Annotated in this window: 14 protein-coding genes; 6 read left to right on the top strand and 8 right to left on the bottom strand. The window is 57.0% G+C overall.

From position 1 onward, the window contains the following. Window positions 1-2 precede the first annotated feature (2 nt). Both ACR0DK_RS05245 and ACR0DK_RS05250 read left to right on the top strand, forming a co-directional pair. Entirely contained in the window at window positions 3-668 is a 666-nt protein-coding gene (locus tag ACR0DK_RS05245) for a flagellar hook capping FlgD N-terminal domain-containing protein (RefSeq protein WP_480735041.1), read from the top strand. 121 nt (window positions 669-789) lie between these two features. After that, window positions 790-1,590, top strand: coding sequence for a phosphotransferase family protein (locus ACR0DK_RS05250; RefSeq protein WP_480735043.1), 801 nt, complete (start codon window positions 790-792; stop codon window positions 1,588-1,590). On the opposite strand, the gene ACR0DK_RS05255 is transcribed toward ACR0DK_RS05250, so the two are convergent. From ACR0DK_RS05255 to ACR0DK_RS05275, 5 genes are all read right to left on the bottom strand, one after another. Continuing rightward, window positions 1,585-2,886 (bottom strand): NAD(P)/FAD-dependent oxidoreductase, encoded by a 1,302-nt coding sequence (locus ACR0DK_RS05255; RefSeq protein WP_480735045.1) that lies wholly within the window; start codon window positions 2,884-2,886, stop codon window positions 1,585-1,587. The genes ACR0DK_RS05250 and ACR0DK_RS05255 overlap by 6 nt on opposite strands. Further along, window positions 2,883-3,701, bottom strand: a complete 819-nt coding sequence (locus ACR0DK_RS05260) for an ABC transporter permease (protein ID WP_170398984.1) — start codon at window positions 3,699-3,701, stop codon at window positions 2,883-2,885. The genes ACR0DK_RS05255 and ACR0DK_RS05260 overlap by 4 nt, the downstream gene beginning before the upstream one ends. After that, window positions 3,698-4,588 (bottom strand): ABC transporter permease subunit, encoded by an 891-nt coding sequence (locus ACR0DK_RS05265; RefSeq protein ID WP_170406776.1) that lies wholly within the window; start codon window positions 4,586-4,588, stop codon window positions 3,698-3,700. Before ACR0DK_RS05265 ends, ACR0DK_RS05260 begins: the two co-directional genes overlap by 4 nt. Beyond that, entirely contained in the window at window positions 4,588-5,715 is a 1,128-nt protein-coding gene (locus ACR0DK_RS05270; protein WP_170596769.1) for an ABC transporter ATP-binding protein, read from the bottom strand. Before ACR0DK_RS05270 ends, ACR0DK_RS05265 begins: the two co-directional genes overlap by 1 nt. Window positions 5,716-5,785: 70 nt before the next feature. Next, window positions 5,786-6,871: a polyamine ABC transporter substrate-binding protein gene (locus ACR0DK_RS05275; RefSeq protein ID WP_170508945.1), complete on the bottom strand. Its 1,086-nt coding sequence runs from the start codon at window positions 6,869-6,871 to the stop codon at window positions 5,786-5,788. Window positions 6,872-7,011: 140 nt separating this feature from the next. Between ACR0DK_RS05275 and ACR0DK_RS05280 the strand changes: the two genes are divergently transcribed. Together ACR0DK_RS05280 and ACR0DK_RS05285 are read left to right on the top strand one after the other, a co-directional pair. Continuing rightward, a complete protein-coding gene (locus tag ACR0DK_RS05280) occupies window positions 7,012-7,695 on the top strand; it encodes a GntR family transcriptional regulator (RefSeq protein ID WP_170406782.1) in 684 nt (227 codons plus the stop codon). 75 nt (window positions 7,696-7,770) lie between these two features. Further along, window positions 7,771-9,168: an aspartate aminotransferase family protein gene (locus tag ACR0DK_RS05285; RefSeq protein ID WP_170406785.1), complete on the top strand. Its 1,398-nt coding sequence runs from the start codon at window positions 7,771-7,773 to the stop codon at window positions 9,166-9,168. Window positions 9,169-9,208: 40 nt separating this feature from the next. Here ACR0DK_RS05285 and ACR0DK_RS05290 read toward each other — a convergent pair whose 3' ends face one another. Together ACR0DK_RS05290 and ACR0DK_RS05295 are read right to left on the bottom strand one after the other, a co-directional pair. Then, window positions 9,209-10,525: a lytic murein transglycosylase gene (locus tag ACR0DK_RS05290; protein ID WP_480562284.1), complete on the bottom strand. Its 1,317-nt coding sequence runs from the start codon at window positions 10,523-10,525 to the stop codon at window positions 9,209-9,211. A 70-nt stretch (window positions 10,526-10,595) separates the two neighbouring features. Further along, window positions 10,596-11,303, bottom strand: coding sequence for a helix-turn-helix transcriptional regulator (locus ACR0DK_RS05295; protein ID WP_170514888.1), 708 nt, complete (start codon window positions 11,301-11,303; stop codon window positions 10,596-10,598). An 82-nt stretch (window positions 11,304-11,385) separates the two neighbouring features. On the opposite strand from ACR0DK_RS05295, the gene ACR0DK_RS05300 reads away from it, so the two are divergent. Together ACR0DK_RS05300 and ACR0DK_RS05305 are read left to right on the top strand one after the other, a co-directional pair. Next, window positions 11,386-12,084, top strand: a complete 699-nt coding sequence (locus ACR0DK_RS05300; protein WP_255611943.1) for a glutathione S-transferase family protein — start codon at window positions 11,386-11,388, stop codon at window positions 12,082-12,084. After that, window positions 12,081-12,467, top strand: coding sequence for a DUF1801 domain-containing protein (locus ACR0DK_RS05305; RefSeq protein WP_223117158.1), 387 nt, complete (start codon window positions 12,081-12,083; stop codon window positions 12,465-12,467). The genes ACR0DK_RS05300 and ACR0DK_RS05305 overlap by 4 nt, the downstream gene beginning before the upstream one ends. Here the strand turns inward: ACR0DK_RS05305 and rnr are convergent. Further along, window positions 12,458-14,716, bottom strand: coding sequence for a ribonuclease R (gene rnr / locus ACR0DK_RS05310; protein WP_480735051.1), 2,259 nt, complete (start codon window positions 14,714-14,716; stop codon window positions 12,458-12,460). The two genes, ACR0DK_RS05305 and rnr, sit on opposite strands and share 10 nt — an antisense overlap. Between the last annotated feature and the right edge of the window lie 31 nt (window positions 14,717-14,747).

A 14,747-nucleotide genomic window follows, 5' to 3' on the forward strand; every position in this document is an offset into this window, starting at 1 on the left:
TGATGATTTCAGCGACCAATTCAGTGACCGCAACGGGTGCAAATCCCGGCGCAAACAACAATTCGGAACGCTCGGCACTGACGTCAGATTTCGAGACCTTTCTGCGCATGCTGACCGTGCAGGCGCGCAATCAGGATCCGCTTGAACCTCTGGATTCCTCCGAATATGCCTCTCAGCTGGCGCAGTTCTCGATGGTCGAACAACAAGTCAAAGCCAATGAGCTTCTGTCTGGTCTCGCGCTGACAATGGGGGCAGTCGATCTTAATCAGCTCACCGGGTGGGTTGGGATGAATGTCAAAACCGATGCACCGTTTCGCTTTGTAGATCAGCCTGTTCTGATTTTTGCTCAGGCCGAACCCACTGCCGACCGGGCCGAGCTGGTCATCCGCAATGACCAGGGCACCATTGTCGATCGTATCCCTGTGCCTACTAATAAGGCCGAATTCGAGTGGGCCGGGGTCAGCAGTGCCGGTGATCCCTTTCCCGCTGGCAGTTACTCAGCCACATTGGAGAGCTTCAAAAGAGGTGAGTTACTAACCAGCACGCCCGCATCTGCCTTCGGTCGGGTGGTAGAGGCACAGGTCAGTGAAGGTGGCATCATCCTGAAACTGGAGAGCGGTGCAGAGGTGTCCGCCGAAATGGTCACGCAAATCCGCACGGGTGCTTGATCTAGAAGGCAAGGCGGGCCAAAGCTTGGTGCATCGCGACTCGCCCCCTAAACCGGTATCTCTCCTGTCTAATCATCACCAACCTCCCCCGGGTCTTGTTGCCCAGCTCAGCACCCAAGGTTTGATCCGCCACGACGTGACCTTCGAGGTGTTGTACGGTGGGCGGACCAATCATGTCTGGAAGGTTTTGTCCGGCAATAGTGATGCCGTTCTGAAGTTATTCAGCACCGGGTTTCAGAACCCCTTGTTTCGCAACGATGCCCGGCTTGAGTCAGAATGTCTGCGCACGCTCAACAGCTTTGGCTTCGTGCCCAATTTACGTGCCACGGGTTCCTTTGGAGACGACAGCTGGGTCTACTATGACCACGCACCGGGCGTCCCTTGGCAGGACGATGTTTCGGGCGTGGCCCATCTGCTTGGAAGGTTGCACCAAATTCCGGTCAATCTGGACCTCCCTAACGGCTGCAATGGCAGCGAAGATCTGGAACAGCACGCATGTCAAATTCTGGCTGATTGCCACGCGGAAGAGCGGCGATCGTTGCTTGCAAAAAAACCTCAGGCCCAAGTACCGCCATTATCCGCGCGGTGCTTGATCCATGGCGATCCGGTCGCGGGAAACATCCTGCAATCGAAAAATGGGCTGACGCTGATCGATTGGCAATGCCCGGCCTTCGGTGACCCATGTGAAGACTTGGCGATATTCCTTTCACCTGCGATGCAGCAACTCTATCGAGGCGCGCCCTTGTCCGAGGCCGAAGAGACGCAGTTTCTTAAGGCCTACGACCAACCCGATATCACCGAACGCTATCTGTCATTGAGGCCTTGGTTTGCCTGGCGCATGGCCGCTTATTGTCTTTGGCGGGCCGAAAACGGTGCGGCTGATTATGCCATTGGGTATGAGCTGGAAGTTGAGGCCTTATAGGTCCGCCAGACCCAGATACGCATAGGCTGGCGGCATGACAGCGCGACGCCAACGGCCAAAAGGAAACCGCCCCGGCGTACCCGCAATAGGGGACGGGATGTCTGCGGATTGCCCCAGCACCAGTCGCGCCAAAGCACGACCGCAATATGTTCCCATCGCCACGCCATTGCCGTGGTAAGCAAATCCTGCAAACATCCCCGGATGCTCAGCAACCGGGCCAACAAAGGGCACGAGGTTGCGGGCAAGGCAAACCAAGCCGGACCACGTATGTGTGACATCGACACTGTTCCAGGCGGGGAATAGCCCCTTGAAATCCCTGAAAGCTTTTTGCCGAATGCGCGCCTCAGCCCCAGGAGATGATAGCAGCCCCCCTCGTGTCCCGAACAGAAATCGTCGATCAGGCATCAATCGGAAATAGTGCAATAAATTACGCGTGTCATAGGCCATCTGATCCGACGTCCAGCCTTGCGCCTGCAGCTCGACATCAGTCAGAGGCCGCGTCACAAGAACCGTTGACTGTGCAGGCATATAACGCGCGGCCAACCAGGGTGGCAGATCCTCGCTTGAGTAGCCATTTGTGCACACCAAAACGTTCGAGGCACGAATGTGACCCGCAGGTGAGGTCAGCACGAATCCAGAGGCGGCCTGTTTGATCTGCGTGATCGGGCTGTTCTGGAACAGAGTTGCGCCCTTTGCCTGGGCAGCGCCTGCCAAGCCGAACAGATACTTTCGGGGGTTCAGGGCAAAACCAATCGGAGTTGTATAGCCGCCGAAAAACGCACCGCCCAACCCAAGGCTCCTCAGTTCGCCGATTTCGTGCAATTGTCCGGCCGGATCGGCCGACCGGCGCAATCGTTCCATCGCGCGCCGTGAATGGGCCAGTTGAGTTTCACCCTTGGAATGCGTTTCGGCGTCGATTTGGTTATCACGCAGAAGGTCAGCAACCAGTGAAACGGCGTCTTCTTCCGCTTGGTAATAGGCCTGCGTTGCCACCTGACCATAGCGACGGGTCAGACCAGCCTTGCTGAGCTTTGACCCGCCCAGACAACAAAAGCCCCCGTTTCGACCGGACGCCCCCCAGCCCGGTGTTTCCTCCTCGAACACAGCGACCGAAACCCCTGCCTCGGACAGATGCAATGCGGCGGACAAGCCGGTAAACCCGCCCCCGATAACGGCGACATCAACGCTGATATCGTCTTCGAGCTTTGGCCAAGCAGGGGTCGCGATCGTCTCGTCCCACCAACAACCCGTGCGTGGCGCAGGTCCGTAGGCGTAATCAGGAAATATACGCCTCATTCAGCGCTTGCCGCGGCCAACTCATCCTGTTTCTGCCGAACCATCGCCCGCTTGGTCACCAGGGACGCGGTAATAACGCCCACCGTGACAACCGCGATCATTAACGTCGACAGCGCATTGATCTCGGGACTGACGCCCAAACGCACAGCCGAGAAAATCTTGATCGGCAAGGTGGTGGCAGAAGGCCCAGATGTGAACGAGGCAATCACCAGGTCATCCAGCGACAGGGTGAAAGCCAGTAGCCATCCTGAAATCACCGCCGGAGCGATGATCGGCAGGGTGACCAAGCGAAACGCCTGCGCAGGAGAACAGCCCAGATCCAGTGCGGCCTCTTCCAGCGATCGATCAAAGGTCACAAGGCGCGAGGACACTACGACCGAGACAAAACACATCGAAAACGTCGTATGCGCCAGTACGATGGTCAGGATACCCCGATCCAAGCCAATTCCAATGAACAGCAGCAGCAGCGACAAGCCCGTGATCACTTCGGGCATCACCAGAGGGGCATAGATCATCCCGGAAAACAGCGTTCGCCCAAAGAACCGCCCACCGCGTACCAGAACATAGGCCGCTGCGGTGCCCAGAATCGTGGCCAGCGTTGATGAAAATACGGCAACGCGCAGCGTGACCCAGGCTGCATCAAGAAAGGCTTCGTTCTGCATCAACTCGCCGTACCATTTGGTCGAGAACCCGGCCCAAACGGTGACAAGCTTGCTTTCGTTGAAGCTGAAGATAATCAGGATGATCATCGGGATATACAGAAAGGCAAATCCCAGAGTCAGCGAGACTGTGTTGAACCAGCTCAGCCTGTTCATTGTTCTGCCTCCGTCTGCTTTTGCTGGTTGCGCTGGAACAGCACAATCGGGATCACGAGGATGAGCAACAGAACCACGGCCACCGCGCTGGCGACGGGCCAATCGCGGTTCGAGAAGAACTCTTCCCACAGCACCTTACCGATCATCAAGGTCCCCGATCCGCCCAGTAGCGAGGGGATTACGAATTCCCCAATCACCGGAATCATCACGAGGAAGCAGCCCGCGATAATACCGGGGCGCGACAAGGGGATTGTGATCAACCAGAATGCCTGCAGACGCGAACACCCAAGGTCTTCGGCGGCTTCGATCAGCGACCCGTCCATCCGTTCAAGCGACGAATAAATCGGCAGGATCATAAAAGGTAGGTAGGTATAAACGATACCGATATAAACTGCGGTATTCGTGTTCAGAATGGTCAGCGGCGCTGAGATGATGCCTGTCCACAGCAACAACTGGTTCAGATAGCCTTCGTTGCTGAGGATGCCCATCCATGCGTAAACCCGGATCAGGAACGAAGTCCAGAACGGCAGGATGACCAGCATCATGAATGTAGGTCGCCACTCTTCAGGTGCGCGCGCCATCGCATATGCGATCGGATACCCGACAATCAGCGTCAACACCGTTGAGATCAGCGCGATCTTTACGCTGGACAGATAGGCCTTCCAATAAAGATCATCTTCAGTCAGCCAGACAAAGTTTTCCAGATCAAGCTGGCTGAAGAAATCCCTGATACCCGCCCAACCTGCGGATAGGTCCAGCGTCGGAGTGTAGGGCGGAATGGCAAGTGCGGTGTCTGAAAGCGATATCTTTAGGACGATAAAGAACGGCACCAAGAACAGTGCCAGCAACCAGACATACGGGACAGCGATAAGAACAGCGCGGCGCATCAGTTTTCCAGCAGAACTGCGGCAGTCGCTGTCCAGGACAGCCAAACCGGGTCTTCCCAGGTGAACGAGCGGCGCGAGATGCGGCGGGTATTCGCTGTTTGCGCCTTGATGATCGTGCCATTTGGCAGTTCGACATGATAGGTCGACAAGTTGCCCAGATAGGCGATGTCATGCACCTTGCCCTGAATGGCGTTGATCGCATCGACCGGGCGCTCGGCAGAGATCGCGACCTTTTCAGGCCGGATCGCCAGATGACAGCCCTGACCATTGGACAGTTGGGTCGCAGAAGACGCCGCTAACGGGGGCTGCCCTTCTGCCCACTCAATCTGATAGCTTTCGTCGCCTGCTGCGGTAGCGCGTCCCTCAATGATATTCACATCCCCAATGAAATCAGCAACATAAACCGAGTTTGGCGTCTCATAGATGCGATCTGGAGTTGCCACTTGCATCAGTTTGCCCTGATCCATCACGGCCACTCGGCTGGCAACGGTCATCGCCTCTTCCTGATCGTGCGTCACGATGACAAAGGTCGTGCCGGTTTTTTCCTGAATGTCCATCAACTCGAACTGAGTATCCTGACGGAGTTTCTTATCCAAAGCGCCCAAAGGTTCGTCGAGCAATAGCAGTTTTGGTGCTTTGGCCAATGACCGGGCCAGCGCAACGCGTTGGCGTTGACCACCCGAGATCTGGTGCGGCTTGCGGCGTGCGAACTGTTCCAGCCGGGTTAGGCGCAGCATCTCATCGACCCGCTCTTCCAGATCGCGTTTGGGCATGTTGTCCCGGCGCAGGCCAAAGGCGATGTTGTCCCAGATGCTGAGATGAGGAAACAGCGCATACGACTGAAACATCATGTTTACCGCCCGTTTGTTGGGCGGGATCGGGTCGATATCCTGTCCACCCAGAAGGATGTGACCATCGGAGGGGGTTTCGAATCCGGCCAGCATCCGCATCATCGTGGTCTTGCCGCAGCCCGACGGGCCGAGCAGCGCAAAGAACTCACGCTCGTAGATATCCAATGAAAGATTGTCGATTGCGGTGAATGCGCCAAAACGCTTGGTGACGTTCTGGAACTGGATCAAGGGTTTCGCCTGCGGGTCATCCCACGGCGCAAAGACTTCAGAATTCAAGGCGGCCCCCGTTTATCGGTCAGGATAAAAATGGCGCAAGGCAGTGGGCCCGCCTTGCGCTATGATCAGATCAGGTGCCTGATTTCACTTTGGTCCAGAGACGTGTCACCACCCGCTGGGTCTTTGCCGGATAAGGTGTGGTGATGTAGAGGTTCTGCATGGTCGCATCATCCGGATAGATCGCCGGATCACCGATCACGTCCTCTTCAAGAAACTCCTGCGAGGCCTTGTTGCCGTTGGCGTAGTACACATAGTTCGACGCCGCAGCCATGTTGTTGGCATCCAAGATAAAGTTCAGGAACTGGTGCGCGCCTTCGGGGTTTGGTGCGTCGACCGGAATAGCCATCTGGTCAAACCACATCAGCGAGCCTTCCGCAAAGGGATGGTATTCAATGTCCACGCCGTTATCCGCTTCCGCCGCACGGTCGCGTGCCTGCAAGATGTCGCCCGACCAGCCGACAGCAACGCAGATATCACCATTGGCGAGCGCATTGATGTATTCCGAACTATGGAATTTCTGAACATACGGGCGCACACTGGTCAGAATTTCTTCGGTTTTCCCAATTACATCCGTGTCGTGGCTGTCAGGGTCTTCGCCGATATACTGCAGCACCATCGGAATGATCTCAGACGGTGCGTCGAGGAAATGCACCCCACACGAGGCCAGCTTTTCCATGTTCTCGGGCTTGAGCACCAGATCCATGCTGTTAAGCGCAACATCGTCGCCCAGCACTTCTTTGACCTTGCCGACATTCAACCCGATACCTGTCGTGCCCCACATATAGTTGATCGAGTAGGCGTTGTTGGGGTCATACCCTGCGGTTCGTTCCTGGATCACATCCCATAGGTTGCCTGCATTCGACAGCTTGGCGGCATCCAGTTCCTGGAATGCGCCGGCCTGGATCTGGCGTTGTAGGAACGTGCCTGAAGGCACAACCACATCATAGCCTGACCCACCGGCCAGCATTTTTGTTTCCAGAACCTCGTTGCTGTCGAACACATCGTAGATCAGGGTTAGCCCTGTTTCTTCTTCGAATTTGCTCAGCAGATCTTCGTCGATGTAGTCGGACCAGTTATAGACGCGCACTTCTTCAGCAAACGCGGCCGAAGTCCCCAATGCGACGATCGCTGTCATCCCCAGCGTTTTCAGTTTCATATTTTTCTCCCTGCAACTGTGCGGCCATTTTGACCTTTTTTTGGATTTGATCAAGTTTTGCGTTTCACGACGGTTTCACCTATGGTCGGAATAGGTGAAGATTCTGGCAAGACAGAAACACTTGGATTGGGGCAAACCTTTTGGATTTGATCAAAAATAAAGCAGATACACCTCCGGTAGATGAAGAAAAACGCCCAGCGCACGAGCAGGTCTATCGGACACTGAAATCCCAGATTCTGTTTGGCGATCTCGTGCCCGGGCAGCCGGTCACGATCCAGGGACTGACTGATTCGCTTGGTGTCGGCATGACTCCGGTGCGCGAGGCGATACGCCGTCTGATTTCCGACGGCGCGCTCATTTTTCAGGGCAATCGTCGCGTGAGCGTCCCGCTGCTTTCAGCCAACGACATCGAGCAGATGATTTTTGCAAGAATTTCAATAGAAACAGAGCTTTCCAGGCGATCCACAAAGAACATATCTATAACCGAGATCGACTATCTTGAGCAGCTGGATCAACGATTGGACAATATGATCGCGGATGGGGACGTAGGGGGTTACCTGCGTTTGAACCACGCCTTTCACCAATCTCTGTATTCCCACGCGGACGCTCCGATACTTGTTGATCTAGCCGAACGGCTATGGCTGCGATTCGGCCCTTCGTTGCGCATCGTTTGCGGTCGCTTCGGCACTCAAAGCCTGCCCGACAGACACAAAGACATTATTGCCGCGCTACGTGAGCGAGATGCAGAAAAGGCCGCGTTGGCAACAGCGCAGGACATTGAGCAGGGTATGGGAATGATGGGCGATGCTTTGCCAAGCACCTAGAAACCAGCGATTCGATTGACAGCATAAAATTTGATCATATTCTATCTGGCAACGACGCTTGCTGGAGAATCCGAGATGTCCACCATCACCAATCACATGCCCACTGCCGAATTGCAGGCGCTGGACGCAGCACACCATTTGCATCCTTTTTCGACCAATGAGGCGCTGGCAGACGAAGGTGTCAGGGTCATCACCCGTGCCAAGGGCGTCTATCTGACCGATAGCGAAGGTCATGAAATTCTGGATGGTATGGCCGGATTGTGGTGCGTAAATATCGGATATGGCCGCGACGAGCTGGCCGATGCAGCCGCACGTCAAATGCGCGAGCTGCCGTATTATAATACTTTCTTCAAGACGACCCATACGCCCGCCATTGCGCTGGCTGCAAAACTGGCTGAGCTTGCGCCAGGTGATCTGAACCATGTCTTCTTTGCCGGAAGCGGGTCCGAGGCCAACGACACCAACATCCGTCTAGTGCGCACCTATTGGGCCGAAAAAGGTCAGCCGGACAAGAACATCATCATCAGCCGCAAGAATGCCTATCACGGTTCTTCTGTTGGATCGGCGTCGTTGGGTGGCATGGCAGGAATGCATGCGCAGGGCGGCATTCCAATCCCGAATGTCCACCATATCAACCAGCCAAATTGGTGGGCGGAAGGCGGCGATATGAGCCCGGAGGAATTCGGCCTTGCCCGCGCGCGCGAGCTGGAAGAAGCCATTCAGGAACTGGGCGAAGATCGCGTCGCTGCCTTCATCGCCGAACCTGTGCAGGGCGCAGGCGGCGTGATCATCGCACCCGACACATATTGGCCTGAAATTCAGCGCATCTGCGACAAGTACGATATACTGCTGATCGCGGATGAGGTGATCTGCGGGTTTGGCCGAACCGGCAACTGGTTTGGCTCGCAAACCGTCGGGATCAAACCGCATATCATGACAATCGCCAAGGGCCTTAGCTCAGGCTATGCACCTATTGGCGGATCGATCGTCTGCGACGAAGTCGCCCGTGTCATCAGCGCCACCGAGTTCAACCATGGCTACACCTATTCCGGCCACCCGGTTGCCGCAGCAGTTGCGCTCGAAAATCTGCGCATCCTCGAAGAAGAAAACGTCGTCGATCATGTGCGCAACGTGGCCGCGCCCTATATGAAAAAGAAATGGGACGCATTGGTCGAGCATCCGCTGGTCGGAGAGGCAAAGATCGCAGGCTTGATGGGGTCCATCGCATTGACGCCTGAAAAGGCAAGCCGAGCCAAGTTCGCATCAGATCCCGGCACGATCGGATATATCTGCCGCGAACATTGCTTCAAAAACAATCTGATCATGCGTCATGTGGATGACCGCTTGGTCATCTCTCCGCCGCTGGTCATTACCCCGGCCGAAATCGACGAGATGTTCGTGCGCATTCAAAAATCGTTGGATGATGCGTTGGTTGAAATCAACGAAAAAGGTCTGATGAAGCCTGCGTCCTGATCATTAGATCATGGGCGACCCAAGTGGGCCGCCCTAATTATCAGCGCATCCTTTCCAGCAGGCCGAGCGACGGGTATCCATCCGGGATCAACCCCTGAGCAACCTGAAACGCGCGCACCGCGTTAATCGTATTTGGCCCGGTGCGCCCATCGATCCCTTGTGTATCGAAGCCCGCCTGAGTCAGCCGACGCTGTAGTTCTTTCTTTTCAGTAAAGCTCAATACGCGATCGCCACGCGGCCAATCGGCCTCAAACGGAGAGCCTCCTGCAAGCCGGTCGGACAGATGCCCGATGCCGATCACGTAGGCATCGGCGCCGTTGTAGGCCTCGATCACTTTGAAATTATTGAAGATCATCAGGGCGACACCTCGACCACCAGCCGGTAACAGAATTGCCGCTTGACCGTGATCGGGCACGGCCTTGCCCGAGTAAGCAAGAACCCCACGGGCCGCCCATTCCGACGGCATCATAGTGAAATCTCGCCGCGCGTTGGCGTAGTCAAAGTCGGATGGTAGTTGCACTTCGACCCCCCAAGGTTGGCCTTTGGTCCATCCATGTTTTGCCAAATAAGAAGCGGCTGATGCTAAGGCATCAGTTGGATTATCGGACCAGATCTCGCGACGCCCATCTCCATCGAAATCAACCGCGTAATCAAGAAACGAGGTCGGCATGAACTGTGTATGCCCCATCGCCCCAGCCCAACTGCCAACCATATTCTCAGGGTCGACATCCCCTGCCTGCAGTATCTGCAACGCGGCGATCAGCTGTCCCTCAAAAAAGTTTGCTCGTCGAGCATCAAAGGCCAAAGTCGCCAGCGACCGAATGGTTTGCTTGCTTCCTCGGTAGGTGCCGAACGAAGTCTCAAGACCCCAGATCGCGGTCACGACCTCTTTTTCGACGCCGTACTGGGCTTCGATCCGGGTCAAAGTCTCTCGGTGCTTGTCTAGCCCAGCGCGACCGTTGGATATCCGCGTTTTTGAAACCGCTCCGTCCAGATATTCCCAAATCGGTTTGGAAAACTCCGCCTGATTGCGATCGCGTTTGATGATGTCACTGTCATAGGTCACCCCAGCCAACGCCCGATCCAGCGTATTGACCGAGATGCCCTGCTCTTGCGCCCGCTTGCGAAATGCCCCCAGCCAAGCCTGAAATCGGGCATTCCCGTCTGCCGATACACGTTGCACCTCGACTTTAGGCCGCAGCACGGGCCGTACCGAGACCGTCACGTCCGCCGAGGCCAGTTGCACATTGTCGACCATAGGTCGGGCCAGAGGCTGTATCGAATTTTCTGTTGTATCCGCCTGCACGATGGATGCCCATAATGCGGCGGTCATAACGCCACCTACACACTTACGCATTCCGTTTTATCCTGATTACTGCTCAGAGCCGATGATAGCGCACAATCGGGATTTCTCAAAACGCAGAACGTCAGGTTTCGTGATCCTGTTCCTCACGTTCCGCGCGAATACGGGCAATGGCATCACGCAAAAGCGATACGCGATTGGGTCGAAAGCTATCCTCGGTCACATCCATGCCCTGCATACGATCCAGCCTAAACACTCGGAAATCCTGGCGCAAGTGACACCAGCTGAGCAGTACGCTGGCGCGATCCATATAGACGATGCTCAGCGGATTGACCCGACGACGGGTGTCTGCGCCTTTGGCATCGGTATAGGCGAACTCGATCACGCGTTCATCCCACGCGGCTTGGCGTAAAATGGCGACGTCAATTGTTGGCACGGCTGGCCTGTCAAATCGCGTGGCGGTCAGAACAGCATGGCTCAGCCGATGCGACTGGCGCTGCGGCAACCGGCCCTGCAGCTTGCGTAGGGCCGCGCTTGCAGCATCCGACAGCGCCGGGTCTCCGATCAATTGCACCTCGCGCAAGCCCAACACCAGCGCTTCGAGCTCATCATTGGTGAAACCCAACGGCGGTAGGGTCGCATCCTCGATTAGGGTGAACCCGAACCCGGCCTCTCCGTCGATTATCGCCCCGAGACCACGCAATGCATCGATATCCCGGTGCACTGTGCGCGGCGAAACGCCTAAATCCTGCGCCAATTGAACCGACGTTCTGGGCGAGGGGCCAGATCGTAGGGCCTGCATCAACTGAAAAAGACGGGCGGTGCGGGACATAGTATAGTCTACTCTAAGCCTAATGTCAGAATCTGTCATCAGTCCGGCGTATCCATCAGGCGTCCCAACTATGGAGCTGATGATGCTGACCCTTCTCACCTTCCCCTCTGCCTTTGGCCTGTTCAGCGCCAGCCCATTCTGTGTGAAAACGGCCCTGATGCTTCAAAACGCGGGCCTGCGCTGGCAACGGTCCGATCTGCTGGATCCACGCAAGATGCCACACCAGAAGCTGCCGGTTCTGCGCACGCCTGAACGTCTGATTCCGGACAGCGACCTGATCCGCGACTGGCTTGAGGCTCAGGGGGCCGATTTCGATGCTGGCCTGACCGACCTGCAAAAAGCCCAGTCCCGCGCACTGGTCCGCATGGCCGAGGAACACCTTTACTTTCATGTCGTGCAGGACCGTTGGGCCAATGATGAGGTTTGGCCAATCCTGCGCGATACATTCTTTACCGTCATTCCCGCACTGATCCGCAAGCCGGTTTCGAATTCGATCCGGAAATCCGTTCTCAAGGGGCTCGCGTTTCAAGGTGTATCCCGCTTTTCGCCCGTCGAACGACAAGACCGGCTGGAGCGCGACTTTGAGGCGATCTCGGCCTATCTTTGGCAATCGCCTTATCTGATGGGAGAGAAACCTACCTCGGCGGACATGAGCGTCGGTCCAATGCTGGCGGCGATGCGCGCGACACCATCAAACACCCCCCTGACCCGTCGGATTAAACAAGATAAACTGCTCAACAGCTATATCGACCGAATGGAGCAGGCGATCCCGCTATCATGACAGCCTTTGAGGACAAAAAAGTCGCTGCAGCCTATGAGGCGCTACCGGAAGAGACGCGCAATGGGGCACTAGCGCTGCGCGAGTTGATCTTCGAAACTGCGGCCTCGCTGCCAAGCGCTCAGCCTCTGGAAGAAGCGTTGCGGTGGGGCCAGCCCGCCTATCTGGCGCCCAAAGGCTCGACGATTCGTTTGGGCGGACACAAGGCGGCTTGCTTTGCGTTGTTCGTACACTGCCAAAGCCGACTGATGGGGGATTTTACTTCCGCCTTTCCTGGCGAGGATCGGATCGACGGCAATCGCGCGATTCTGTTCGACCGGCCCGATCAGATTGATCCTACGCGCCATGGCTGGCTGATTGCGCGCGCGCTTACTTATCATCTCTGACGGCGTTTGCGTTCGACCTTGCGCTTGATCTTGTCCTTCTTGCGCTTGGTGCTGGCGGCCTTGCGCCGCGTTCCGCGCTTGGCGGGGCCACGGCCGCGCGGCAGCGCCTGATCATCGATGGACAACAACTCCAATTCCAATCCGCCCGTCACCGGCGTCGCCTCGGTCAACCGCACCGTGACACGCTGGCCAATGGCGATGATCAGCCCGGTGTCCGAGCCCATCAGCGTCCCGGCCTCTCGGTCGAAATGGAAAAACTCTCGCCCCAGCGAACGCACTGGAACCAGACCGTCCGCTCCGGTCTCGTCCATCTTCACGAAGGCACCGAACCGGGCAATACCGCTGATCCGGCCAGAAAACTCATTGCCGACCCGCTCGCTGAGATAGGCCGCCAGATAGCGATCAGTCGTATCGCGCTCGGCCATCATCGAGCGGCGCTCGGTATCCGAAATATGGGTCGCCGTTTCTTCCAACCGTGCAATCTCATCCTCGGTCAATCCGTCCTTGCCCCAGCCATGGGCTGAGATCAGCGCGCGATGCACGATCAGATCAGCATAGCGCCGGATGGGAGAAGTGAAATGCGCATAGTTCCGCAGAGCCAGCCCAAAATGGCCGAAATTTTCGGGGTTGTAATAGGCCTGCGCCATCGACCGCAGGGTCGTCAGATTGATCAGCTCCGCATCCTCGGTACCAGCGGCGGCGTTTAGCAGCGCGTTCAGATGTCGGGTCTGCAATACCTGCCCTTTGGCGAGATTTAATCCCGCCGCCTGCGCCGTCTCTCTCAGGCTTTCCAGCTTTTCGGGCGCGGGCTCTTCGTGGACGCGGAACAGTAGCGGGCGGCGTTTGGTGATCAGGGTCTCGGCAGCGGCGACATTGGCGAGGATCATGAATTCCTCGATCAGCTTATGCGCATCCAGCCGGTCACGGAACGCGACGCTGGTCACCTCACCCGTATCGCTGAGTACGATTTTGCGTTCAGGCAGGTCCAGTTCCAACGGCTGCCGCACGGTACGTGCCTTTTTCAGCGCAGCATACGCGGCATAAAGCGGATTCAGCACCGTATCCAACAGCGGCCCAGTGCGGTCGTTCGGGTTGCCGTCGATCGCCTCCTGCACCTCGTTATAATTCAGCGAGGCGGCAGAGCGCATCAGGCCGCGCACGAACCGGTGGCCGATCTTGTTGCCTTCGGCATCAATCTGCATCCGCACGGCAATACAAGCGCGCGGGACGCCTTCGTGCAGGGAGCATAGATCGCCGGACAGGCGATCCGGCAGCATCGGCACTACGCGGTCCGGGAAGTAGCTGGAGTTGCCCCGCTTGCGCGCCTCGCGATCCAGAGCCGTACCGGGTTTCACATAGGCGGCGACGTCAGCGATGGCGACCCAGATCACATGGCCACCCGGGTTCTTGGGATCGTCATCGGCATGGGCATAGCATGCGTCGTCGTGGTCCCGTGCATCCGCAGGATCGATGGTCAGCAACGGCATGTCCCGCAGGTCTTCACGCCCTTTCAGTCCAACGGGTTTGGCCTTGTCGGCTTCTTCGATCACCTTGTCCGGTAAGTCGTCGGGAATACCGTGTTGGTGGATGGCGATCAATGAGACAGCCTTGGGCGCGGTCGGATCGCCGAGCCGTTCAACAATACGCGCACGCGGCAGACCCATGCGGTTCTTGGGTCCGGCCTGTTCGGCCTCAACCAACTCACCATCCTTGGCCCCCAGAACGGCCCCGTCTGCGACCAGCCACTCTGTCTGACCAGCCTTGTCGATGGGCACGATCCGCCCGCCTTCGGCCCCTTTGCGGAAAATGCCGACGATCTTGCGCGGGTTGGTGCCGATGCGGCGGATCAATCGGGCTTCGTAATTGTGATCTTCCTCATGCACCACGGTCAGGCGGGCCAGAATGCGGTCACCCTCACCCAGCGCCGGATCGCTGGCACGCGTTACGAGCAGAACGATGGGCTCGACTCCCTCACCGTGCCATTCCAACGGGCGCGCAAACAGGTCGCCATCTACGTTCGGTGCCTTCACCTGCAACACGCTGACCGGCGGCAGACGATCCGGATCGCGATAGCTGCGGTTGCGTTTTTCCAGATGGCCGTCGGCCTCAAGTTCTTTCAGGATACGCTTCAGATCGATCCGATCCGCGCCTTTGATGCCAAAAGCCTTGGCGATATCACGTTTCGAGGTCAGGGTAGGGTTCGCCGAGATCCAGTCGAGGACCTCTTGCTTGGTCGGAATGCGTGTCATGAGTTTGGCCTAGCACGGGCATGCGACCGCG

Source organism: Ruegeria sp. CE6 (genome assembly GCF_056537485.1).

Excerpts from the sequence above, each read along its gene's own strand:
- ACR0DK_RS05245 (WP_480735041.1), top strand. The coding sequence starts at position 3 with ATGATTTCAGCGACCAATTCAGTGACCGCAACGGGTGCAAATCCCGGC.
- ACR0DK_RS05305 (WP_223117158.1), top strand. The coding sequence starts at position 12,081 with ATGACAGCCTTTGAGGACAAAAAAGTCGCTGCAGCCTATGAGGCGCTA.
- ACR0DK_RS05285 (WP_170406785.1), top strand. The coding sequence starts at position 7,771 with ATGTCCACCATCACCAATCACATGCCCACTGCCGAATTGCAGGCGCTG.
- ACR0DK_RS05300 (WP_255611943.1), top strand. The coding sequence starts at position 11,386 with ATGCTGACCCTTCTCACCTTCCCCTCTGCCTTTGGCCTGTTCAGCGCC.
- ACR0DK_RS05255 (WP_480735045.1), bottom strand. The coding sequence starts at position 2,886 with ATGAGGCGTATATTTCCTGATTACGCCTACGGACCTGCGCCACGCACG.
- ACR0DK_RS05275 (WP_170508945.1), bottom strand. The coding sequence starts at position 6,871 with ATGAAACTGAAAACGCTGGGGATGACAGCGATCGTCGCATTGGGGACT.
- ACR0DK_RS05265 (WP_170406776.1), bottom strand. The coding sequence starts at position 4,588 with ATGCGCCGCGCTGTTCTTATCGCTGTCCCGTATGTCTGGTTGCTGGCA.
- ACR0DK_RS05260 (WP_170398984.1), bottom strand. The coding sequence starts at position 3,701 with ATGAACAGGCTGAGCTGGTTCAACACAGTCTCGCTGACTCTGGGATTT.
- ACR0DK_RS05290 (WP_480562284.1), bottom strand. The coding sequence starts at position 10,525 with ATGCGTAAGTGTGTAGGTGGCGTTATGACCGCCGCATTATGGGCATCC.
- ACR0DK_RS05295 (WP_170514888.1), bottom strand. The coding sequence starts at position 11,303 with ATGTCCCGCACCGCCCGTCTTTTTCAGTTGATGCAGGCCCTACGATCT.
- rnr (WP_480735051.1), bottom strand. The coding sequence starts at position 14,716 with ATGACACGCATTCCGACCAAGCAAGAGGTCCTCGACTGGATCTCGGCG.